Source organism: Nocardiopsis sp. TSRI0078, assembly GCF_001905145.1.
Classification (GTDB): domain Bacteria; phylum Actinomycetota; class Actinomycetes; order Streptosporangiales; family Streptosporangiaceae; genus Nocardiopsis.
The window spans coordinates 95,485-118,720 of sequence record NZ_LWLB01000005.1; the positions used below are offsets into that span (position 1 = coordinate 95,485).

18 protein-coding genes are annotated in these 23,236 nt (G+C 66.9%); 6 read left to right on the forward strand and 12 right to left on the reverse strand.

The genetic code is table 11. From position 1 onward, the window contains the following. Positions 1 to 82 precede the first annotated feature (82 nt). The 4 genes from A6A08_RS07025 to A6A08_RS07045 form a co-directional block, all read right to left on the reverse strand. Positions 83 to 1,063: a PrgI family protein gene (locus A6A08_RS07025; RefSeq protein ID WP_073701721.1), complete on the reverse strand. Its 981-nt coding sequence runs from the start codon at positions 1,061 to 1,063 to the stop codon at positions 83 to 85. 24 nt (positions 1,064 to 1,087) lie between these two features. Continuing rightward, positions 1,088 to 2,863, reverse strand: a complete 1,776-nt coding sequence (locus A6A08_RS07030) for a hypothetical protein (protein WP_073701722.1) — start codon at positions 2,861 to 2,863, stop codon at positions 1,088 to 1,090. 230 nt (positions 2,864 to 3,093) lie between these two features. Next, on the reverse strand, positions 3,094 to 3,405 hold the full coding sequence (locus A6A08_RS07040; RefSeq protein ID WP_242422157.1) for a pilin: 312 nt from the start codon (positions 3,403 to 3,405) through the stop codon (positions 3,094 to 3,096). A gap of 168 nt (positions 3,406 to 3,573) precedes the next feature. Beyond that, complete coding sequence (locus A6A08_RS07045; protein ID WP_242422158.1) at positions 3,574 to 4,383, reverse strand: sigma-70 family RNA polymerase sigma factor; 810 nt, start codon at positions 4,381 to 4,383, stop codon at positions 3,574 to 3,576. Positions 4,384 to 5,318: 935 nt separating this feature from the next. Between A6A08_RS07045 and hisS the strand changes: the two genes are divergently transcribed. Together hisS and A6A08_RS27440 are read left to right on the forward strand one after the other, a co-directional pair. Next, on the forward strand, positions 5,319 to 6,569 hold the full coding sequence (gene hisS / locus A6A08_RS07050; RefSeq protein ID WP_083608931.1) for a histidine--tRNA ligase: 1,251 nt from the start codon (positions 5,319 to 5,321) through the stop codon (positions 6,567 to 6,569). Positions 6,570 to 7,033: 464 nt separating this feature from the next. Beyond that, positions 7,034 to 7,501 carry a phosphotransferase family protein gene (locus A6A08_RS27440; RefSeq protein ID WP_143181692.1) on the forward strand — a complete coding sequence of 156 codons (468 nt, stop codon included), beginning with the start codon at positions 7,034 to 7,036 and terminating at the stop codon, positions 7,499 to 7,501. Position 7,502: 1 nt separating this feature from the next. On the opposite strand, the gene A6A08_RS07060 is transcribed toward A6A08_RS27440, so the two are convergent. From A6A08_RS07060 to A6A08_RS07085, 6 genes are all read right to left on the reverse strand, one after another. After that, positions 7,503 to 8,549 (reverse strand): class 1 isoprenoid biosynthesis enzyme, encoded by a 1,047-nt coding sequence (locus A6A08_RS07060; protein ID WP_073701725.1) that lies wholly within the window; start codon positions 8,547 to 8,549, stop codon positions 7,503 to 7,505. After that, a complete protein-coding gene (locus A6A08_RS07065; RefSeq protein ID WP_158069267.1) occupies positions 8,543 to 9,847 on the reverse strand; it encodes an ATP phosphoribosyltransferase regulatory subunit in 1,305 nt (434 codons plus the stop codon). The genes A6A08_RS07060 and A6A08_RS07065 overlap by 7 nt, the downstream gene beginning before the upstream one ends. 194 nt (positions 9,848 to 10,041) lie before the next feature. Continuing rightward, positions 10,042 to 10,254: a BldC family transcriptional regulator gene (locus A6A08_RS07070; RefSeq protein ID WP_073701727.1), complete on the reverse strand. Its 213-nt coding sequence runs from the start codon at positions 10,252 to 10,254 to the stop codon at positions 10,042 to 10,044. A gap of 14 nt (positions 10,255 to 10,268) precedes the next feature. After that, a complete protein-coding gene (locus tag A6A08_RS07075) occupies positions 10,269 to 10,547 on the reverse strand; it encodes a WhiB family transcriptional regulator (RefSeq protein ID WP_073701768.1) in 279 nt (92 codons plus the stop codon). Continuing rightward, on the reverse strand, positions 10,544 to 10,849 hold the full coding sequence (locus A6A08_RS07080; protein ID WP_073701769.1) for a hypothetical protein: 306 nt from the start codon (positions 10,847 to 10,849) through the stop codon (positions 10,544 to 10,546). Before A6A08_RS07080 ends, A6A08_RS07075 begins: the two co-directional genes overlap by 4 nt. A 5-nt stretch (positions 10,850 to 10,854) precedes the next feature. Next, on the reverse strand, positions 10,855 to 11,340 hold the full coding sequence (locus A6A08_RS07085; RefSeq protein WP_242422159.1) for an ATP-binding protein: 486 nt from the start codon (positions 11,338 to 11,340) through the stop codon (positions 10,855 to 10,857). Positions 11,341 to 11,646: 306 nt separating this feature from the next. Here A6A08_RS07085 and A6A08_RS29085 point away from each other — a divergent pair, with 306 nt between their 5' ends. Next, complete coding sequence (locus A6A08_RS29085; protein WP_274534012.1) at positions 11,647 to 13,005, forward strand: helix-turn-helix transcriptional regulator; 1,359 nt, start codon at positions 11,647 to 11,649, stop codon at positions 13,003 to 13,005. Then, on the forward strand, positions 13,002 to 13,928 hold the full coding sequence (locus A6A08_RS07095) for an aminoglycoside phosphotransferase family protein (protein ID WP_073701729.1): 927 nt from the start codon (positions 13,002 to 13,004) through the stop codon (positions 13,926 to 13,928). Before A6A08_RS29085 ends, A6A08_RS07095 begins: the two co-directional genes overlap by 4 nt. A gap of 25 nt (positions 13,929 to 13,953) precedes the next feature. Here A6A08_RS07095 and A6A08_RS07100 read toward each other — a convergent pair whose 3' ends face one another. Further along, the gene (locus tag A6A08_RS07100) at positions 13,954 to 17,322 is read right to left on the reverse strand and encodes a helicase-related protein (protein WP_199866861.1); all 3,369 of its coding nucleotides are present in this window, start codon (positions 17,320 to 17,322) and stop codon (positions 13,954 to 13,956) included. Continuing rightward, entirely contained in the window at positions 17,319 to 21,269 is a 3,951-nt protein-coding gene (locus A6A08_RS07105; protein WP_143181694.1) for an Eco57I restriction-modification methylase domain-containing protein, read from the reverse strand. Before A6A08_RS07105 ends, A6A08_RS07100 begins: the two co-directional genes overlap by 4 nt. Before the next feature lie 954 nt (positions 21,270 to 22,223). On the opposite strand from A6A08_RS07105, the gene A6A08_RS07115 reads away from it, so the two are divergent. Both A6A08_RS07115 and A6A08_RS07120 read left to right on the forward strand, forming a co-directional pair. After that, entirely contained in the window at positions 22,224 to 22,415 is a 192-nt protein-coding gene (locus A6A08_RS07115; RefSeq protein WP_073701733.1) for a hypothetical protein, read from the forward strand. Further along, positions 22,415 to 23,218: a hypothetical protein gene (locus tag A6A08_RS07120; protein ID WP_073701734.1), complete on the forward strand. Its 804-nt coding sequence runs from the start codon at positions 22,415 to 22,417 to the stop codon at positions 23,216 to 23,218. Before A6A08_RS07115 ends, A6A08_RS07120 begins: the two co-directional genes overlap by 1 nt. Positions 23,219 to 23,236: the final 18 nt, after the last annotated feature.

Genomic DNA, 23,236 nt, shown 5'->3' on the forward strand with positions numbered 1-23,236 from the left:
TCCACATGGCGTGGTCCGAGGCGAAGCGCTGGTCCGCCCAACGCGGGCGATCCGAGTCGTGTCCGCAGGCTACGGAGAACCATCAGCGCTCCTTCTTGTTGTCGGTATCCGCAGGGCTGTTGGTCTCCGCTCGGTCGCTGAATCCCACGGATCCGTCCGTGTCCGGATCGGGATCGGTGAGGCTCATGCCGGGAGCGGTCATCGACTCCCGCAGGACCTGCTTGGCTTCGCCTCCGTCCAGGACCTGCGTGCGGATACCGAGAGCAGCCAAGCGGTCTGCGGTGTCCTGAGCCCTGCGCAGCAGAGCGGCCCCCACTCGACGAGCGGCACCGGCCGCAGTCACCACGACCACCACTTGCTGGTGTGAGAGCTCGTGGGTGGCGGTCATCTCGTCCAGGAACCGTGCGTGTGCCATCGCGGCCTCGGCCAGCGCCGGATGCGGCAGGTGGTCGGCGTTGTCTCGGAGCATCGCGGTGAACTCGGTCAGATCCGCGCTGCGCCGTTGGACGAGGATCTGCACCGGTTCGGACAGGGCGTCCAGCACTCCCGCGAAGGCCGCCAGGACCTGGTCCTGCTCACGTCCGGAGGCGAGCTGGAAGGGCAGGGTGGTGCAGGCGATCATCACCGCGCACCGGCCGTCCAGGTCGACCACCCCTTCCGGGGAGACGGCCGACGCCGGTAGCCGCAGTGGAGCCATGCGGGGACTGCTTGCGGGTCGAGGCGCCCACCGGGGCAGCGATGGGATATGCCCGGACGACGCGGAGACCAGGTGCTTGGGGGCACGGATCCACGCCAGGGCGCTGGCGGTGACCTGCTCCAGTCCCCGGCCGTCGTGCTCACCCAATGCGAGGGCGATGACCACGCCCAGCACCGGGGCCAGGATCATCGCGAACGCCCACAAGGGCACGAGGTCACGCAACAGCAGGTAGGTGCCCCAGGCTGCAAGCAGTGCCGGGGCGATAATCAGGCACTGTCGTGCTGTCAGGTTGAACAGGACCGGTTCTGGCCGGTCGATGTCGGCGGGGATACGTCCCCGCCACGTCGACACGTCATCGGAGTTCACCCGGTGTCCTTCCTCGTCGAGAGATCACTTGGTGTCCTGGTCGGGGCGCGGGAAGAGCCCGTACTGCTTCCACACGCGCTTGGGGTTGGGGAACAGCGCCCGCTGGCCCTTGACGTGCGGCGGCTTGTTCCACGTCAGCGACGGCATGCCGGGCAGGTGACGCAGACCCGCTGACGGTCGAGGCACAGGATCGGGCAGGCCCAGGCGTTGCGTGGCGCGCCTGCCGGGTACCCGTACCGGTGGCGGTGTCGGCAGCACGCCCTGGTGCCACCTGCGCTTGGGCGGTGCGGCCGGCGCCGAGGGCTTCGGTGGCGGGGCCGGGCGTGGGAAGAGAACCTGTTGGCCCACTTTGGGCGAACCCGGCATGCCTCCCACCTCCAGCTCGCGTCGCACGGGCGCAGGCGGTGCCACGCGCGGAGGTGATACCGGTGGCAGCGCACGCGGTCCAGGCAGCGGGAGCGGACCGCGGGCACGCCCTCCTGGCCACGACGGGCTACCGGCCGCTCCGGGAGTTCCACCTCCGGGGCCGGTAGCGGGGCCTGGGCCTGGTGGACGCGGACCAGGTTGGTCTCCGCCGGGACCGGGCAGCGCTCGCCGATCTCCTGTGGTGATGGCACTGGCGGGTGCAGGATGATCGTGTAGGGTCCGGTACCACCACGCCTGGGACTGCAAGGGTTGTAGGCCCGTGCCGGGCTTTGGTGTGTAGCGGGGCAGATTGCGTCCGGGTGTGCGCGGCGAGGAGAACTGCCACTTCAGCGATGCTGCCGGGGCCGTGGGCAGCCGCATCCGACCGATCGACCTGAAGGCCAGCATCCACGCGATGTTCTTCAAGATCGCGGCGATGGGCGAGGTGCCGGGGTTGGGCTGCCAGACCAGTTTCATCACCCAGGAGCCGATCCGGATCTGCACGTACAACAGCACCAGGAGCAGCATGATCTGCATCAGCCAGCCCGCGTCCCCCGTCTGCCCGTCGCTGGGCGAGGCGAGCACGCTGCTGGCCAGGGTGACGCTCTGACCGGTTCCGGTGTCCAGGACCATGTCAGGTCCCTGCTCGGGCGCGGCCGTATCTCGCAGCGCTCCGAAGATCGTCATCTGTCCCTCGAAGAACAGGCGGGCCATGGCGATGAACACCACCGACTGGGCGATCGGGATCGCGCACAGGCCCGCCATGGACTTCCACCACAGTTCGGCGAGCCGGTTGGTCTGCGGCAGGGCGTGGAAGATCAACAGGAGCGGGGCGGCGATGGTCAGCACGATGGCCATGCAGATACGCACCGCCTCGCTGACCATCCACACCACCAGCAGCACCACGACCACGACCAGGAGCAGGATGGTGAAGACCAGCGCCTCCTCCAGGATCACTTCCATCCGGTCGCGGAGGTTGACCGCCGCCTCGTGGGCGTCGATGCCCTCCGCGCCGATGGCCGCCGCGATCTGGTTGGAGGCGCGGATCATCTCCGTGGCCGCCCACAGCGAGAAGTTCGAGGCCACGAAGGCGAACACGCACCGGGGCAGGATGTCGGTGGCCGAGTAGCGGTTCTGCACGCTCTGGTAGCCCATGGCCACCACTCCGCCCGCCACGATGAGCAGCACGAAGAGCGTGTTGCTGGTGGTGAGGATGCCGCTGTGCAGGGCCTTCATGCCCTCGGTCGGCACCGGCGTGTGGAACGCCTTTTCCGCCAGCCAGCTCAGGGCCGGGTTCAGCCCGGACACCACGAAGTCGGCGAACCAGTTGGACACGTGGCAGCCCGGGTCGACCAGACCGCAGTCGAACACGTCTCCGTCGGTGTCCAGCTCCACCGAGTCACCGCCAGAACCGTCCTGTTCCCGCAGAGGAGGCTCTCCCCCGCGCGGGTCCTGCGGCTCTGGGAGCGGATCGTCGGTGATCTCCGGATCTGGCTCCGGAGCCGGTTCCGGTTCTGGACCGGGGTCCTCTGGTTCCGGAAGCGGGTCGTCGGTGGGCGGGGGCAGCGGGTCGTCAGACGGAGGCGGTTCCGGCCTGGCCGGGCTCTGCCCCCACAGCGCGGGGCTCACTCGCCGCTCCCGCCCACGCTGACGACCCATTCCACGATGTCCATGAGCACCGTCGCCAAGGCCGCGATGCCGTAGCCGACCGCCGTGCCGGTCAGAGCCCTCTTCGCTCCGTCGATCTGTCCCGGCTCACCGTTGGCGGCCAGCCACCGCACCGCAGCGATCGTCAGGAACAGCGTCCCCAGCGCCGAAGCCAGAGCGATGATCACCATGCGGATCCGGTTCACGACCTGCCGCAGCTCCGAGGTCTTCTCCTTCGCCGACTCCGCCGTGGCCTCCTCCGCCCACACCCACGCAGCGTCATCGCCCACCGCGACCCACCACACGGCCGCTCCGACAGCAGGCAGGAGCACCACCGCCCACCGGCCCGCACTCGATCGCGTTGCTGCTGTCACCCGTCCCCCTCGGTGTCCTCGGCCCCCGGTGGGGCACCGGGCCCGGCGCTGCACGGCCGGGGCCCAGTGCCCGTATCTGCTCCCCTAAGAAGCCCGGGGAAGAGGCCGATGCGACAACGGCTTCCTGCGGGTTTTCGCCCCCGTCACCAGGAGCCGGAGCTCGCGCCGCTGCTCATGAAGGCCCTGTGAGCAGACGAGTGCGTCGGCGATCATCACCTCGCCCGCTCCCACCGCCGAGATCAGACGGGCTTCGGCACGCTCACGGCGCTTCGCCAGGGCCTTGTAGGACACCCCCAGCTCCGCCGCCTCCTCGGCCAGCGAGACGTTCTCCAGCCTGGTCCGGGCGATCAGGTGCGCCTCCGCCTTCGAGAGGACGCCCACCCGCGCCGCGGACACCAGCAGAAGGTCGGGGCTGCCCTGTATTCCCGGGTCAGGGTCCTCCTGACGCCCCGGGTCCCCGGTCGGGATGGGCGCCTCCAGCTCGTGCCTGCGCGCCGAGAGCGCGGCGCGGTGTGCGGGCTGTGTCAGGTACCAGACCAGTCGGGCGTAGTCCATGTTGATAGTGCGGACGCGGTGGATGACCTCGGACAGGATCGCGGACTCCACCGCCTCCACCCCGCCCGCGGTCAGGCCACGGCAGGTGCGTCGCGCGGTGGAGCGAAGCGCGGGCATGCACAGCCCCAACGCACCGACCATCCAGTCCTGGGACAGACGGGCGGCACGGATGGTGTGCCGCCACGCGGCGTCGCGCACGTCGTACGGCGTCCCTTCGTCCATGAGGACGTCGCGGAGTTCGTACAGGGAGTAGGCGCGGTCCTGGAGCCATGGGTGGCAGGTGGTGCCGTGCAGGATTAGATGGGACGGTGCCAGGCGGACGAAATTGGTTTCGACCACTTCCAGCGGCGATGGTGCGAACACGGATGCCTCCCCGAACACGAGCGAGAAATGACATCCGCATGAAACACGTCGGCGTTCTCAGTCAGGGTTCACAACAGGTTCACCACACACTCAGAACCTACTCAGAAAGCACTCAGGCCAGTACCACGAGGGTAAAGAAACAGCCAAGGATGCGCGCTCGGTGGAGCCCCCGAGGCCTCACTCCATCCTCAGTGAACCCGAACTGAACCCCTTCCCACCTGCACGTATGCCGATACAACCAGAGGGTGAGCGTCAGCTCCGGACAGTACTTACCGGCGGCTTGGCGAAAGGACCATAGTTCTTTCAGAACACACGCGGTGCCAGATTTCCAGCAAGGACGGCTCAAACGAGAGGGTTCTTGAGAGCATTTATTTCGTGACCGGGAAATGCTCTCTGAGCTGGTTCAATCGGACAGGCAGAACAGCCTCACCTCAACTTGGCGGGGCTGTTCACTTCCGACCGGCTCACTGGTCCCCTTGGTGCGCGCGTGGCCGAGCACCACCATGACCTGCTCCGGTGGCGAGAACTCATCCGGCTCGACCACAAACTCAACCTGTCCCACCTCGAGGACCCAGGACCCACCCGGCGCCTACCGCCCGCGGCCCACATCCTGGATGATCTGCGGTTATGGTGATCACGGTGCCGGAAGCGGGTTTTCTCCTCGACGCCACTCCGGGGTTCGTCAACGCCGCGTTGACCACGCTCGACGAGCACTTCAGGCGCCCATGGGTGCGGCTCCGGTTCGGCTCCCTCTGCCCCGCCTCCTCCACACGAAGCGACCCAACCGTGTGGCGATCGGCATGAAGTTTCCGCCCGTCCAGATCCGCGAGTTCTCCCCAAACGTTCGGGAGTCCGGTTAGGTTGGGCTGCGGCAGTAGCCGTTGAACACACCACTTCTGAGGAGAGCGATCGTGGCCCAACGCCCGTCCCCCGTGCGGGGTATGCGCGATGTCCTGCCCGATGCCGCAGAGCGGCGTCAATGGCTGGAGGCCACCATCCATCATGAGTTCTCCCAGTTCGGGTACCGGCCCATCGAGACCCCCGCGCTGGAGGACCTGCGATTCCTGGAGTCTGGGCAGGGCGGCGACAACGAGAAGTTGATCTACAAGACCCTGCGCCGGGGCATCTCTCTGGACGAAGCCACCGACGTGGCGTCCCTGGCGGACGCTGGTCTGCGGTTCGACCTAACGGTGCCACTGGCGCGCTTCTACGCCACCAACGCCCCCAACCTGCCCTCTCCGTTCCGCGCGGTGCAGATCGGGCCGGTCTGGCGCGCTGAGCGCCCCCAACGGGGCAGGTACCGTCAGTTCACCCAATGCGACATCGACATCCTCGGTGAGGCCTCACTCCTGGCAGAGATCGAACTGCTCAGCGCGGGCAGCCGAGCTCTGGCCGCGGTGGGGCTGGAGGAGTTCACGATCCGGCTCAACCACCGCCGTCTGCTCACCGGGCTGTTGAGCGCATGTGGGTTCGCGGACGAGACTCACGCGCACGCGCTGATCGTGGTGGACAAGCTCGACAAGATCGGCGTGGAGGGGATCGAGCGCGAACTCGCCGAAGCGGGCCACCCCCAGTCCGCGACCGCTGCCCTGGCGGGGGTGCTCGCCCAGGCCGAGACAGCGACCACACCCGACCAGCTCGCCCAGGTGCTGCCCTCGGGGATGGACGGGAAACCGTTGGAGGAGCTACGTACGATCGCCTCCGCCATGGTCCTGCCCGAGACAGCACCCAAGGCGCGGCTGGTGATGGACCTGTCCCTGGCCCGTGGGATGGGCTACTACACCGGACCGATCTTCGAGGTGGCCGCGCCCGGTCTGGGCTCCTCCATCGCCGGTGGCGGCCGATACGACGAAATGATCGGGCGGATCGGCGGCCAGCCGACCCCCGCCTGCGGGTTCAGTATCGGCTTCGAGCGCCTGGCCGAGGTCCTCACCCCTGCCTCCGAGCAGAGGGAGCGGCGCGTGGCGCTGCTCTGGCGCTCTGACCAGGGCCTGGCACAGATCGCCGAACACGCGGACCGGCTACGGGCCCAGGGGTATGTGGTGGAGACCGTACACGTCGCTGGCAAGGGCAAGGGCGTGTACAAACGGCTGGCCACCGCCGGATTCGATCTGGTGGCCCAGGCCCTGGACGAGGCCGCGCCCCGTCCGCTGTCCCCGTGAGCTCATCACGACCCCGGTGGGGTGACCTTCCCGCAACCGTACGTGAGAAGGTCACCCGAGCCCTTGGGGAGGAGATCGTCAGCGAGCACTCCCAGAGCGGGGGATATACCCCGGCCGTGGCGTCTCTACTGACGACCACCAGCGGCCGTTCCCTGTTCTGCAAGGCGATGCCGGAGGATCACCCTCTGTGCGCGACCCTGGATGCGGAGGCTGCCGTGGCCGCGTCGGCTCCTGCGGACGCGGCCCTTCCCCGCCTCGTCTGGGAGGGGAGGGAGAGCGGGTGGCGGGTGGTGGTGTTCAGCGCCGTGCGCGGTCGCCACGTGGACCTCGCGCCCGGCTCCGGCGACGTGGCGGCGGTGATCTCGGCACTTGACGCTTTGGCGGGTGACCTCACCCCGTGCCCGCTCATCTCGGTGCCTACAGCAGGCGAGGTATTGGCGCCGGTCCTACACGGGTGGTCGTCCATGAAGAAACAGCCTCCCCAGGAACTCACCCCTTGGGCGTTGGACAACCTTGAACGTCTCTCCTCGTTGGAGAAGGGGTGGACCGACCACGCTGACGGGGACACACTCACGCACGGCGACGTCCGCGCGGACCAGTTGCTCATCGACGCCCGAGAACGGGTGTGGTTGGTCGACTGGGCGCACCCGTGCCGTGGTGCGGCGTGGATCGACGCGGTGGAGCTGGTGCCGCACCTGGTCATGGCCGGACACACACCCGAGGTCGCTGAGAAGAAAGCAGCGGGTTCGGCGCGGTTCGCCTCAGCCCCGGGTTCCGCCGTGGACTCCTTCGCCGTCGCGGCGGCCGGGTACTGGACGCGGGCTTGCCGTCAGGCTCCGCCGCCGGGTCCGGGTGGGGTGAGGCTGCGCGCGTTCCAGGCCAGGGCGGCGGATGCCGCCCTGGCCTGGGTGCGTTATCGCTTCAGGGAATGAATCAGGCGAGCACGGGACGCAGTCCGTGGAGTACTCGCTGGTGCGCCAGGTCGGTGACGTAGGCGTGGGCCGCCCCGCCGATCTGGGCCTGGGTCAGGTTGCGGAGCGCCTGCTCCACCAGGTCAGCAGCGGTGCGGGCAACAGCTTGGGCAGCACCGGTCGTGACGAACGCGAGGCGGATCTCCTCGATCTGTTCGTCCGTGGCGTGGTCCCCTTCGATGACCGGGCGCAGCCGGTGGTCGTTGGGGATGCGCCTGTGGAGTTCGACCAGGAGCAGGGTGCGGCGCAGATGACGGATCTCGGCGGCATCGTCCTTGCCCGCGTTCATCAGATCCGGGCACCCGGTGGCCAGGTCGTCCACGATCTGCGAGGCGGCGCCGATGGTCTCCAGGATCTGGGCAACGGTCTCGCGTTGGTTGGAATCCGTGCTGGTGGCGGCGTGGCCGATGCGCCAGGGGAGGCCGTAGCAGTAGTCGCCTGCCTTGTCGCGATACATGCGCACGACCGCGTCCGTGGTGATGGATTCCAGTTCCCGCTGCCACAGCAACTCCTGGAGTTGGCCGTGCTGGGTTCGGCGGACGCATTCCACAACCACGTCCCACAGGACTGCTCGGTGCTGCGGGTCGGCGTCGTCCAACAGGTCCCTGGCCAGGGAGAGGAGCAGGTCTCCCCAGAACAGAGCCGCGCCGTTCCCCGCTGAGCCGATACGGCGCCGAAAGGCCTCGGGCAGGGTGGGGTGGCCGAACTTCTCGGTGTCGCCGTCGATGATGTCGTCGTGGATGGCGAACAGGTCCCTGACCACCTGCGGAACCAGAGCGACAGTACCGAGCCGTTCGGTCAGGTCGTCGGTGAGTTCCGCCTGGTCGTGTCCCGCGCCGACCAGGGCCAGCACGGGACGCGGCAGGAAGGAGTCGACCTGGGCGTAGGCCAGGTAGTCCTGCCCCAGTTCGGACAGATGCGGTGGCAGGTCCTGTGTCCAGCGCGTGAGAGTCCGCGTCCACAGCGAGTTCACGGGCGGGGAGAAGCGATGCAGTGTGGTGGTCAGCACGAGGCGGTCTCCGGGATCTGTCGAGCCTGGGCGTAGCGGTCAATGGCGTCGGTGTCCGTGGCCTCTCCCACCCACAGGTCCACGCGCTGGCCGTTGGTGTTTCCCGTGGTGACGGCGTGAGCGCGCAGGTAGTCGCCGACCGGGTCCCCGGTTGGTTCCGGAATGAGGAGCCGGTCAGCGGTGCTGGGGCCGAAGTGGTGTGCTCGCTGTTGGGTAGGCGCGTTCGCGAAGGTCCCGCAGGCGTCCATGACAGCCAGGAGGCGTTCGATTCCGAAGGCGAAGCCGCTCGCCGGAACCGTCTCGGGACCGTCGGAGGCGAAGTGGCCGATGAGGTGGTCGTAGCGGCCCCCGCCAGCGATCTCCACGAAGCTGGCATCCGGCAGGACGACGTCCACCTCGAAGGCCAGACCGGTGTAGTACTCGTGGCTGCGCACCACGCCCAGGTCCACCACCGCGTTCAGACCCGCCTTCCGCAGGGCATGGGCCATCGACGCGAGTCGCTCCAGATGGCCCGGGGCCACGTCGTCCAGCGTGGCCAGGAGATGGGGGTCAACGTCGCCGGAGTCGTGGTGGGCCATCGCCTGCCAGCGTTCCACCGTCTCGGCGGGGCAGCCCGCGAGCAGTGCGTCCAGGCGGGCGGTGAGGTCGGCGCTCCGGTCGGGGTCCTTGCCCGCCCGACACTCGGCCAGGGCGTCGAGGCATTCCTTCACGGCGATCGTGGTCGTTTCCTCAAAGCCGCTGTGCTCTGTCAGGGCACGGAAGAGGCCGACGTCACTGATCCGGAAGCGGACCGCGTTCTCCGGTGCGCCCAGCGCGTGGAGTGCTCCGTCGATGAAGGTGATGATCTCGGCGTCAGCCGCCGCGGACGCGACTCCAAGAATCTCGGCGCCGAACTGGCGGAACTCGCGGGCCTTGCCCTGGGAAAGGGTGTCGACCGCTTCGTTGCGCCAGCACGGGAGGTCGTAGAAAACCTTCAACGGCAGGGTCTGGGTAGGCAGGACCGAGGCCAGCCAGCGGGCGACGGAGACCGTGCCCTCGGGGATCAGCACGGCCGGGGTGTTCTGGTGGGTGTGGGTGTGTCCGGGCCCGTAGTCGGGGACGTCGAGCTCGAAGACGCCCTTGGGGTTCCACTCGGGCCAGGGCGAGGCGCCGACGACCTGACGACTGAAGGACGCCTTGCGTTCCAGAGCGGGGACTTCGAGGCGGTCGTATCCGCGGGTGTGGGCGTAGTGGGCCAGGACGGACTGGGCGTAGTCGCGCTGGCGCAGTTCGGGGCCGAACCGGTCGTGGGTTCCCACGAAGGGTTGGGTGTTGTGGGGGGCGTGTGGCACGGAGACTCCGTTCGTCGAGGTGTCGTTGTCGTGTGGTCTCGGGTGGTGAGTAGCCGGTGTGGGGGCGCGGCGACACGGGTGGGTCCGGGGGTTGTGCCGCCGCGCCGGTACTTCCGCGCGCGGGTGGGCGGGGAGAGTTCGAGAGGGATCCGCGCACATGGTCAGCGGGCGGGTGTGAGGCGCTGGGTCCACAGGGCGGTGACCTCGCTTTTGAGGTAGCGGCGGTGTCCGCCCGGGGTGCGGAAGCTGGAGATTCGCCCATTCTTGGCCCAGCGCGTGACGGTGTTGCCGTCCACGCGGAACAGGGTGGCGACCTCGGCGGGGGTGAGGACCTCCATGGACGTCAGGGGGTCGTCACCGTTCAGGGGTGGCATCGGGCCGGTTCCTCTCATGCGCGGATGGTGGGTTGGATCGGGGTCAGGTGCGTGCGCCAGTCGTCCACCTGCGGGTTGCGGCGGCGCAGTGCACGGCGTTCTCGTGCCGTCATGCCGCCCCACAGTCCGATGTCGATCCGCAGGTCGAGGGCTTCGGCCAGGCATGCCCTGCGGATGGGGCATGGGGCACAGATGTGTCGGGCCTGGCGTTGTTGGAGGGCGTCGCCGAACATGCGGTCGGGGTCGGGCAGATCACGGCAGGCGGCGCGTGCGTCGGTGAGGGCGCTACTCATCCGGGTGGCCATGGGCAGTGGTGGTCGGTGGGCGTGCTGGATGTCCAGGAGCATGCGGAGCTCGGGCAGGACCAGTAGGCGGGTTCCGTCGTGGCGAGGGATGTCTCGGTGCGCAGGATCTGGCGATGCAACTCCTGGCTGGTGGGCTCGGACAGCGGAACGACGTGGGCGCGGCCCCGGTAGAAGGCGAAGAAGACCCGCGCGCCCGGAGCCCACATCACGAGCCAACGGCCTCGGTGACGCATATGAAGCTGGTAGGCGGCCATGTACTGGTCGTGGTCGTCGCTGACATCCCAGGCCACCGTGATCACCGCTGGGCGTGGTCAACGTGTTCGGCGGGCTGATCCGAGCGCCGTTCGATCCGGTCCACCTCAAACCAGACGCTGGTGCGTCCGTCGTCATGGTGGATGGTGCCCCAGCGGTCGGCGCCCTCCGCGACCAGGCGCAGCCCGCGCCTGCCCTCGGCGTCGGGGTCGAACGGGCGCAGGCAGGGAACGGCGATCTCCCCCTGGCGAGGGCCGACATCGGTGACGCGCACCTGGGTGCGCCCCGCCAGCTTGCACACGCTGATGGTGATCTCACCTCCCGCCTGACCCGATCGGGTGTGGTGAACACAGTTGTTGAACAGCTCCGAGGCGAGCAGTTCGATCGGGCCGACCTCCCATTCGGGGAGGGAGGCCAGTGTCCTCAGGCGGCGGCGCATGACCCTGGCGTAAAAGGGCTCACCGGGGACGGTCATCGCGTGCCCCGTCAACTCGCCCCTGTCCTCCAGCAGGACCGGTGCGCGGTCCACCGATGCGGTGGCGCGTTTAGGTAGAGGGGGAACCGTTCGTGTACCGGTGCTCTTCTCCGTAGTCTCCGCCTGTTTCACCGCAACGGCCCTCATCCCCATCACCGTCCTCTCGCGCCTGGTCACCGTGCCTTGTGCGTCAGTTCCAGGTCGTTGACGAGTTCTCAGTCTTGGGTCGGGGTGCCTTCCGTTCCCATGAACACGGTTGATGATCGCTATTACGGTGGTGATGTTTTTTGGGCGGGGGCTGGCGGCCAGGTCATGAGCCCTGTTCCATGGGCGGTGAACAGTTCTCGAGCCGAGGAACCCATGGTGTCGATATGTGAGAATTGCGGCGGGGAGAGAACTTCTGTCGCTAATGCGAAGAAAAGGTGTCCGTGTATACCCAAGGGCTTCTGGGATAGCCCTGAGGTACAAGAGGCCGCCGGACGCCTCGACGCGGGCGCTCTGGTACGTGCTATGCGTTCGCGCACCAACCTGTCCCAGGAGGCTCTCGGGCGTTTGACCGGGCTGTCCCAGTCGATGGTCTCCCAACTCGAATCGAAGAAGCGCGAGCTGAAAGATGTCGTGAAGCTGCGCCGCTTCCTTGACGGGCTCGCCGCGCCTCAGGTGACAGCCAGCCGCGCCCAAAGGGAGAGCGTCGAGAGCACCAAGCTGTTAGCACACGCCGCCCAGGTCACCATGGGAGCGGTGGAGATCGATCCCCGCAGCTGGCGCGGCCCGAGCCTTCCCGACTCGCCCCTACCCGTCCGACGGGTGACGGGGACCGACGTGGACCACGTCGAAACGGTCACCAAGGCTCTGCGGGCTGCTGACTACCAGCTTGGAGGCGGTGCGTGCCTGGACTCGATCATGGCGCACCTGGCCTACGCCCATCGGCTACTACGCGTGGCCAAACCCGCGAACCAGGCTGGACTCCGGCTCCACCGAGCCGTCTCCGATCTGCACAACCTCGCCGGATGGGCGAGCTTCGACGTCGGCCACTACAAGGTCGCGGCCGAACATCTCTCCCTGGCACTGGAGCAGGCCCAGTACATCGAGGAGCCCTCGTTGGTAGCCAACGTCCTCTACCGAATGGGCCGCCTGCACCTGCACCGCGGCCACACCGTCCAGTCCCTGCGGTTCCTGCAGCTGGGGCAGATCGCCGCTCAGGACTCCGGGTGTGAGCGCACCGTCGCGCTCATGTGCGCCAACACCGCATGGGCCTACGCGGTCCTCGATGACGGGAAACGAGCCATGGATTCCCTCGCACGCGCCCACGACGCCTTCGCCCGCGCCAACTCGGACACCACCCCCTGGGTGCGGTTCTTCCACGAAGCCGACCTGGACGCCCTGTCGGGGGTGGTCAACGCCGCGCTCCCCACACCCTCGCCCCGCGCGTACACGGCCACGACCGAGCACCTGTACCGGGCCGTGGACGCCCGTAGCCCCGCCATGGGCCGTAGCCAGGCCTTCGAACTGACAACCTTGGCCACCGCCCACATCGTCAACGGAGACCCCGATCAGGGGGTGCGCATCGGTCGCCAGGCCGTCGACCTCGCCCGGCAGGTCCGTTCGGTGCGCGTGATCGACCGCCTGGCCCCGTTGCAGCAGGCTGCCCAGGCCTACCGAACCCGGGGTGAGACAGCGGACCTGGCCGCCGAGATTGCTACTCTTCGCACATCATGAGCACCACCCCCGCCTCCACCAGCCCCCGGTTTGCCCTCACCAGAGACCGCGTCCACGACGTCCTCGCCGCTTTGTGCGAGGAAGCCGGGCTGGGCTCCAGGGCGGCCGATGACGCCGAGCTGATCAAGTTCACCAACAACGCCGTCTACCGCCTCCCGCACGCGGGGCTGGTGGTGCGCATCGCCGGTTCGGCGACCGTGGCCGAACGCGTCCCCGTGGTCATCCATGCGGCACGGTGGCTCGCCCAACATGACGCCCCCGCAGTGCGTCTGGCCGAGGATGTCTCCCAACCCGTCCAGGCCGACGGAGCCACGGCGACCTTCTGGCACCTGGTGCCCTCCACCGGCCCTGAACCGACCGGTACCGACATCGGGCGCATCCTCAAACGTCTCCACGCCCTGCCAGCGCCGGATCTCGCCCTGCCGTCGTGGGAGCCGTTCGAGCGGATCCGCAGCCGCATCACGGACGCCGAAGGACTGGCCGACGTCGACCGGAGCTTCCTCACCAGGCGCACCGACCAACTGGAAGCCCAGGTCCAGGGCCTGGAGTTCGAGCTTCCCGCAGGGGTGATCCACGGCGACCCGTTCCTGGGCAACCTCATCCCCGGCCTTGGCGGCCCGGTGATCTGCGACTTCGACAGTCTCAGTCACGGTCCCCGGGAATGGGACTTGGTGCCTGCGGCGGTGGGCAAGGTCCGCATGGACTACGCCCGGGACCCCCACACCCCGCTCGCCGAGGAGTACGGCTACGACGTGCTGGACTGGCCGGGGTTCCCCGTTCTACGCCAGGTCCGCGAACTCAAGCTCGTCACCAGCGTCCTACCGGTCCTGAACACCAACCCCGGCCTGCGCGCCCAATGGCGGCACCGCCTCGACACCCTGCAACACGGCGACACCACCACTCGCTGGAGTACCTACAGGTAGCCGTCACCTGTTGCGCTCTTCACAGTTACTCGGAAGGGGTGATGGCGATCCAGCAGACGAGGTGAATGTCCTCCTTCTCCGCCGGCGGCAGCGGCTGCACCCTCGGCGGGGGCGTCAGCCCGTTGGATTCGGCGAACTCGTGCAGGGCCCGGACCTTCTCCTTGTCTGTCTTGTGCTGGTCGGCCAGGGTCCACCGGATCTCCCGCTGGATGCGTGGCGCATAGGGCGCGTTGAGGCGTCGGGCCAGCTCTTCCTGCTTCTCCAGGAAGGAGCCGTGGTCTCTGACGAGCGCCGATGCGTCACGCATGGCCTTGGGCACCTTCGGGGACAAGTTCAGCGGATCGGTCTGCCGCATCCACTGAGCGAGGATGTCCTCCTGCGCTACCTCCCAAGCGTCGAAGGCCGCCTGGTACATCCACTCGTCCAGCACCGGCTCGGCGGTCGCGCTCGGCGGTGTGGCCTGGGCCAGGCAGGACAGAATGTCATCAACGACCACAGCCGCTTCCTCACCGGGGTTCACCTGGACAGTGAGGTTTCTGTTCATCGGGACGTAGCGCAGCCATGGCTTGGGATGATCGCCGATACGGGCACAGAACACGAACCCCGGATCCGCACCGGGGCGGCGGAACCCCGAACCCGAACCCCAGGGCAGGCCCAGGGCCGTGTCCTTGACGTGGGGGGTCTGGAGCTCGTTGGCGAGCTGGCGCCGGTACTCCTCACCCGACAGGGAGGAATTCCCCTCGTCGGAGAACAGGACCGATTCCTCACGGCGCAGGCGATCGATTTGCTCCCGGGTGTCGGTGATGACGCGTTCCACGGCTGCCACGTCAGGCAGGACCGTGTCCTGTCCGATGGACGCGGCAGCCTGCTTCAGCTTGCGCTGGAGGCGCTCCTCCAAGCGCAGGACAGCGTCGAGGCCCTCATCGGGGAAGAAACACCGCATGAACACCTCAGTGTGGGGCGATCCGATGCGGTCGATGCGCCCGTGACGCTGAACCAGGCGCATCGGGTTCCACGGCAGGTCGTAGTTGATGATGTGGCGGGCCTGCTGGAGGTTGACGCCCTCGGCGAGGGTGTCGGTCGCCACGATGATGTCGTAGTGGTCCTCCTCCGTGCCCGTGCCAGCGGTCATGGGAGCGAACCCGGTGATGGCGTCGCCGCGCCCGGCCTTATCGCCGCCCTTCACCAGGACAACCCGGTCCCGGTACGCAGACAGGCGATCATCGACGGTGATCGCGTGCTTGACGGCCCGGTCGAGGTAGTCGGCGGTATCGGAAAAGTAGGTGAAGATGAGGACCTTGCGCTTGTTTCGGATGTCATCCGCGCCGATGCCCTCCTCCTCGGCCTCTCGGGCGATGGTGGCAAGTTGTTCGAGAAGCCCAGCGACCTTCGGGTCGTTGTGGATGTCGACCGTCTGAACCTTCGTGCGGAACTGCTGGAGCAGTGCCAGGTCGGCCTCGACCGCTTCCCTCAGACGCCCGATGTCGTAGCCGTCGGTACTGGAGACGTTTTCCGGGGAGTCAGCGGAGTCCAGGAACTCCTCGATGTCCTCACTGGCGAAGTCCCCCCACTCACCAAGAGCCTTGCCAGTCAGTACCATCCCGGACTCCAGCGCCTCCAAGAACAGGGCATGGGACTCGACCATCTTGCCCACGGTTTTCTCGAAAGCCTGCGCCGAGGACTCGAAGCGCTTGAGAAGGTTCGACCTCAACAGCCCAGCGTTCTGGGCCTCGTACTGCTCCGCCGCTCCCCTCCTCTTGAACCGTGAGGGAACGTAGCGGGCCATGGTGAGAACCGCCCCCAGACGTTCGAGGATGACCCCTGTGGCCGTGCCGTCGACGGTGTCGGCGCCCAGCGCCGTGGCTAGTTCCTCGAAGATCCCGGGGAGCAACTCGTCCAGGTTGTAGTCAATGCGCTGCACACGGCAGGTGGGGAAGCTGATTTCTCGCTTCTTACCGTTGATGAATACCTCGTCGCCCACGTAATGGTTCTTGACGAACCGCCGGGTGCGGCGAACGGCCACCTCATCCAGGACATCGAAGAGGTGCTCGGGGGACAGGTCGTCTGGGTGTAGCGCCGAGGCCCGGTTGAAGTAAGCACGCAGGCTGGGGATGCCCACGTCCGCGAACTCGGCGTCGTTGGTGGCAAAGTAACTGATGAGGTTGTGCAGGTCGTCGAGGCTGTTGTTGACAGGGGTGGCGGTCAGCTCCACCAGGTCCTTGGCCACCGAGCCAGCCAGCAGCCGCCGCACGGCCGCCGCCCGCTTGGTGCTGTCGTTGCGCAGGGCGTGCGCCTCGTCGACCACGACCATCGCGTACTGGTCGGGGTCCTGGAGCGCGGAGTTATGGGAACCGGCGTCCTCGATGTGGGCGACGAGCTCCTCGAAGGACACGCACTCAACCGCAGCGAGGTTGTGCTCCCGTAGGAACGGCCGCCAGGTTGCGTCCCGCAGGGTGGCCGGCGCGATGATCAGCACCTTCTGACGGCGCTCGAAAACCGCCTCGTGGATCAGCTCCCCGGCAAGGAAAGTCTTGCCCAGACCGACCTCGTCGGCGATGAGAACGCCGCGGCGCCTCTGCAGAATCCTCCTCGCCCGCCACACGCCGTCGGCCTGGAAACGGGTCAGGCCCAGGCGCGAGTCGCCGTGTGTGTCCTCTTCCAGGTCAGCGCCGTAGAGTTCGTGCAGCATGCGCAGGAACACATGCCAGGGCTGGTGCGGTTGCCAGCGCGCTTCGTACAGGGCCGCGAGATCGTAGGGGGCAGCCGCTGCCCACTGCTGGTCGAACCAGTCCAAGACCTGTTCGACCACGTGCGGCTGGTAGTGGCCCAGGTTCAGCTCGTTGTTGCGGGCCAGACCGGCGTAGGTGAAGTTACTGGACCCGGCGATCACCCCGGTCGTGTCGGTCTCCACAAGGAAGGCCTTGCCGTGCAGGAACCCCTGCTCGTAGCGCCGTACCTCCACCCCCGGGTGTTCGCGTAGCCAGGCGACCAAGCGCCGTTCCCTGGCATCGGCCTCGCGGGTGAAACCCACCAGGTCTCGATCCTGGTGCAGGGATCTCTGATGGCCTTCCAGAGCCCGACGAATCTCTGGGGCGGGGGCGGAGCGGTTCCGTCCCCGGCGCTTCTTCGCGTTGCGGTTGAGAGGTCGGATCTGGGGCTGGTCCTGTACGGGTTCCGCACCCAGGAGCAGGCGCACACGGCCGACCTGCTCCAGCTCATCGGCGAGGAGGGAGAATCCGCCCGGGTTGAAGTAGGCCGTGGCGATGGCCAGGTCCGGCGGCTGTACCAGCCGGGTACGCAGACCTCCTAGGAGGGTGTTGATCGCCGTGGCGACCATCGCGCCCTTCTCCGGGGCGTTGGTGGCGAATTCGGGCCTGTAGTTGTGGGGGGTCACTGCGAGGATCCCTTGCCGAGATTCAGGGCGGTGCGGAGCTCGGGCGGCAGCCCGGTGTTGCTGAAGTCCTGCGCGATGACCTCAAGATCGTGGTGCTGGAGGCCGAAGCCACGCAGAGTGAGGCGTTCGAGTTCGGCCAGCAGGTCCACACTGTCGGTGCCCTTGTGCCGGTCCGTGACGTCGATGCTCCCGGCCAGGCGGGTACTGCCGCCACGGCTGAGCAGGGAACCGGTGATCGAAGCCGCAGTGTCGATGTCGTCGCTCTCCCAGTTCGGGAGCCGGAGCTGGTTGATGATGGGCGAGGTAACGTGCCGGTCCACGAAGCGTCGCGCCCACCAATCCATCGTCAGCGTGTTCACCAATCCCACCAGCGCGAGCCGAGCGGTGGGGGAAGAGGTGGGGCCGTGCATGATGGCGTGCACGGACCCTTTGTTGTGCAGGTATCCCGTTTCGGGCAGTGCGGTGGCGATGAGGGTACGGCTGTCATCGCTGCGGCTGGGGCGTCGGAAGATCAGCAGCGGGTGACCCGCGCCCAGAGTGAAGGCCCCGTCGGTGAGGGCCACACCGCGCTTGAGTTCAGAGAGCGGGCGCAGGTCGGTGACGAACTGCTTGTGCGGTTCGTCGTCGAAGGCGAACGCGTCCACGTGCCGGGTCATCAGGACCTTCCAGGCGCCCGGGGAGTCCTGGGCCGTGACGAGCCGTTTGTCGGGGCCGCTGCCGGTAAAGTCCCAGCGTGCGTCGTGCGAGGCGCGGATCCACCCTTGCCCGGAGGAGATCCGGGGGAAGACCCGCATGATGTCGAAGACCCTGCGGTCCTCCGGCTCGTTGAACCAGGGTACGACGTTCGCGTCCGACAGGGCGCCCAGCTCGTCGGAGGTGAAGGAGATGCTGCGGCCCGCGGTGACGGCGGCCACCTCCTCAGGGCTGCGAGCGACACCGACATCGATGGTGTGCTGTCTGCGGGGCCCCACGGACAACAGCACCACCGCATATCGAGGCTCGACTTCCTCGAAGATCCACTCGCCGTGGTTGCGCCCCTGGACGATGCGCAGGTCGTGGGCGCCCACCAGGTGGCCGCGTAGCTTCTTCCACCCCGCCAATACCATGCTCTGGCGTGGCAGCACCAGCCCCAGATGTCCTGCGCGGGACAGAGATCGCAGGGCCCGCTCCAGCATGAGCTGCGCCAGCTCCAGATGGGTGCCACCGCGCAGCGTGTAAGCCTTCTTGAACAGGTCCTGGAGGGTTTCCCGCTCCTCTCGCTCTTGCTGTTCCCGCCCGGCTTCCATGGGGCGTTCGGCCCGCAGCTCCTCGATCTTCTTCTCGCGTGCCTTGTCAGTCAGCGCCATCAGGCCGGGAGAGACGCCCACCCAGTACGGGGCGGCCTCCCACCGGACCTTCTCCCACGGCGGGTTGCCCAGGATCACGTTGAAGCCCCCCTCTGGGCGAAGAAAGACCTCGGGGAACTGATACAGCAAATGCGTGGCGCGGACCGCGGCGACGGCCTCGCGCGCCTTCTCGCTCTTACCCCGCTCGATGGCTTGTTCCGGGTCCATCGGCAGAGGGATGGCCCCCATCTGGACCGCCACGGCCGCATCGAGCAGCGCCTTGACGTCCTTGGCTTCCTGCAGGGCCTGCGCGTGCGCCTCGCGGGCCGCGTGCACCTCCTGCTTGGTCGCCTCAGCAGTCCGGCCGACCCGCAGCAGCAGGGTCCGCGCCTTCTCCAAGGTGGTCTCGATCTGTTCGGCGAAGAGGCTGACCTGCCCTGGGGTTCGGTTCGCGTCCAGCACGTCCAGGACCTGGTCGATGGTGGCCATCCCGGTGAGGCTGTTACCGGCCACCAGGCCGTGGTCCAGCGCCGACATGGGCAGGCCGGGCACGAAGGTGTGGATCCAGATGCCCAGGCGGGCCAGTTCCACCGCCATCGTGTTCAGGTCCAGCCCGTAGATGCAGCGCCGGGCGATCTGCCTACGCAGCAGCATGGACGCCTCGATCTCGACCTGGTCGGCCTGGTCGCCCAGGGCCTCGCGGGCGACCAGGGCGAGCCGTTCCAGTTCCTCGGTCACCGCGGGCAGCCGGTGCTCGGTGAGGAAGGCGGCCAACCGGCGTTCGATCCGGTCGATGGCGGCGACGAGGAAGTGGCCCGAGCCCATCGCCAGGTCCGCCACGCGGAAGTCGAAGAACGCTTCGGCAGCTCTCGCCTCCTCGCCCTTGTCGATCAGCGCGCGGAGCCGGTCCAGGTGTTGGGTGAGCGCAGGTTCCAGCGAGGTATCCAACAGGTGCTCGACGGCGAAGGACTTGGTGAAGTAGGAACCGGTGGCCTTGCGCTTGCCGGAGGCGTTGTGGAAGTACACCCGTCCAGCTGGGACCTCGACGCTTTGGCCGGCCTTGGCTGGGACATAGGACTTGTCCTTGGCCAGGGTCAGATCGGTGGGGGTGATGCTCAGCGAGGACTCCAGCAGGCCCTCGTAGATCGTGCCGAACTCGCGTACCGACAGGCTGCGGAAGTCGACCGGGCCGAACACCCCGTCGTCGGAGGTGTCCACCAGGAGCGCCCGCAGTGCCGGGCCGATTTCGGCGTTGGTGAGCTGCATCCGGCCGATCTCCCGGCCGGAGAGATGCCGCTCGTCGTCGGCGAACAGCCCCCCGTTGTAGGCGGGGACATCCCATTCCTCGTTGCCGTCGTTGATGGCGCGCCACACCGACAGCAGGTCGTTCCACAGGTCTGTGGCGTTGGCGTCGAACTCCTCACCGGGTGAGTCGACGAACTCCCGTGCCAGGGTCTTCAACGCTTTGCGCGTGTAGCGGGAATTGCCCGGGTAGGGCAGGAGACCGCGGTCCTCCGCATAGGCAACGAAGAGGAGCCGGAACAGGACGATCAGAGTGCGGTGGTAGGCATCCTCGAGTTCGTCCTCGCTCACGGCTCCCATATGGGAGGCCACGGCGACGGCGAGCGCGGGAACGGCCTCGGTGTAGATGCGCTCGCGCAGCCGCGCCCCAAGGGCAGCCACGTGGTTAGCGGAGGCCTGCAGGATCTCATCGACACTGCCCGAGGGGGACAGGGCGTCGGCGTGGAAGAGGAGCGGTAGATAGGTGGCAGAGTCCTCGTCCAGCAGGGCAAGGTCGAGTTCGACGTAGGTCTCGGTCTGACCCTTGCGTCCCACACCCACCTGGGGCTTGGCCGAGTACAGCCGCAACTGTGTACCACGCAGGAGCAGCAACCAGGGAAGTTCCTGCTGCTGGGCCATGCTGAGCCCGTACAGCACCGGGGATTCGGCGTTCAGGCGTGAGGAGGGCCGATCGAAGTGCTCACCGTCCTCCACCAAGACCGCCACCGCACGACGCGGGCCGTCCTTCGCGCTGAGGAGAAATCCTGCAGATCGGTAGGAGGAGACGTCGTACCCGAGCGCGTTAAGAAGACTTGACCCCCGGTGCACCACCAGGGACCGGGCCAAGGCTTTCTGGTCCTGCCAGTCAGGGCGCTGGGGCACTCCTGCACGCAGCTCGTGGGAGGCGAACAGCCCCGTGTTCGTGAGCCCGGGGATCTGGCTCTCCACCGGTTCCGAGAGCAACTTCTGGAAGAAGCGCTCCCCTTCGGGGACGGTAGGCGAGTCGAAGGCAGCGATGCCCACCCGTTCGACCTGTCCAATGTCGAGGTCGAATACGACGTCGGCGTCCTCGCGCAGGCCGCAGACCGCGGCCTGACTGCCATGGGCTGAGTGGTACTGGACCACGAGGGCTACTGGTGCCGCTCTCATGCCCCAACGAGCCCTCCACAGCCGTCGCATGTCCTCGGCTTTGGGCCTGGCCTGACTGTGGGCGACGACGACCTCGAGCGCGTCAGGCTGGTCCCCGACCAGCACGGTGTCGACCTGCAGCGTTTGAGGGGCATCCGACGGCGCCTCCCAGGGGAGGTCCGTCGCGTTCGCGTTGTCCAGCAAGTCGTCCACAGAGGCACCTCTAGCTCTCGTCCCGGTCGCCAGCCCAATCTTGCCGTACGAGGGTGCTTCCGTGCATAGCGTGGATCTCTTGAGGTGCTGGCCCCTGCTGGGCGAGTACATATAGCCGGGCACCGCTCACGTGGTGAGCATCCGCCTCGTTTCCATCGGCAACCCCTTTGACTTGCGGCGTTGCTACGACGGTAGGGCACCACCCGCGCCTCTCGCGCGGGCCGCTGCGTTGGGGGTTATATAGGCATTCAAACACGTTGCCGCCCATCTCAGCAGGCCTGATCTTGAGTGTGTGGCCAATAGACAGGGCCGCCAGAGCAGGTGACGCAGAGCGCTCCCGCACGGTTCCCATGGGGAGTTCATGATCTGGTCGAGACAGATCAGCTCGTATACGACATAGGCGCGCCTGGGAAGAGCGATGCGATCCGCTCTCCCCAGGCGATGCATCCAGAGGCCGCTGGCGGCGCAGCCGACCCCACCACAGGGTCGACACTCTGGTTCCCCAAGCTCCGTCAAGGGCCAACGACAGGCAAGCTCTTCGGGGATCTCTACTAGCTCGTCAGGAACCAACGCATGGCGTCTGATATCCGCGAACTTGTTGGCAATCCTAACTCGGATTTCCAATGAAAAGCTTCCACGAAAAAGATCAGAACTAATATAAACAGAAATTAACATTCCTGAACACCTCGAAACAGTTCCTAACTGTGGGCGGCAAAAGAAGAATCTGGAAAACGGGGGTTAACATCGCGTCAATCCAGTGCCAGTCCAGTGCACTGCCATCGAGCCAAATCAAACCCTGCCGTGACCTGCATCACACTTGCGGGAGAGGATGCACACCCATCAAGAATGCGGTAACTTGGTGAAATCGACCCCCGCTCGTTACGCGGATTAACCACCCGCAGGTGGGTCGATGACGGTCTCCGTCAAGGGCAATTTTCGAAAGACAGGACACCTATGTTCAGTTTCTCTTTTCGCGGGCACTCGTTGACCGGGCGCCCCCTCCTCTTCCTCCTCATTCTCGCCTTGGTCTGCGTGCTCACTATTTCCGGGTACGGCCTGCTCGGCTCGCTGGGACTGGTTGCCGTCGTCGTGATCGTTGCGGCCGACCTGTCGTCCCTCTTGGTGCGGGCCCGGAAGGGCGTCTGATGCAGCTGTCGGGTTTCGATGAGGAGCTGGTCCCCCGCAAGATGAAGGAGGGCCTCCTCTACGAGGGGATGCCTACCCGCCACGGGACCTATCTCCGTGTCTGGCGCGACTCGGAGACGCACGTCCCCTACGTTCGCCGCACGCTCGATAGCAATCCCCTGTTTGGTGAGCCCGAGTATCAGGCGATGTCCATCCCGGAACGCGCGGTGAAGCCGGTGATCATCCTGGATGGCGTGCTTATCGAATTGAGGAAGCATAAGCAGAGGTCGATGGCCTCGTTTCAAAACAGCGAAAAGAGTCTTAGGAACCACCGCTCCTCTTCCCCTTTGGGAGAACTCAAGCCTTCTCCTACGGTGGATCAGCCGAAGGAACGTCTTCGAGAACCTCAGTCCGTGGTTGAGCATGCGGTTCCGGTTTGGAAGGCTGTCGAAGATTTCGGCGAGTACGACGAGCGTCCCGATCCGCTTCAGGCCTCATCTGTCGAGGAATTCTTGGGGGCGCTGCGTGGGTATCGGATCTGGGCAGGTGAACCCTCCTTCCGGAAGATGAGCGACAACTGCGGGCAGAAGGTCGCGTACTCGACGCTCAACACCGCACTCAACTATGGCCGCCTGCCCAAACTCCACATCGTGGAGGCCTTCATCGAAGGATGCGGCGGCGGCCGAGATGACGTGCGGCTCTGGGCCACGGCCTGGCGCAAACTGCGCAAGCGGGAGGACGCAATCCCCCGTTCGGAATCCTGGGCGGCGGCGCAGATCTTCGAGTTCACTGATCACGCCAGCCAGGTGCACAACACCGCTTGACCTACCTCAAGCCCGCCC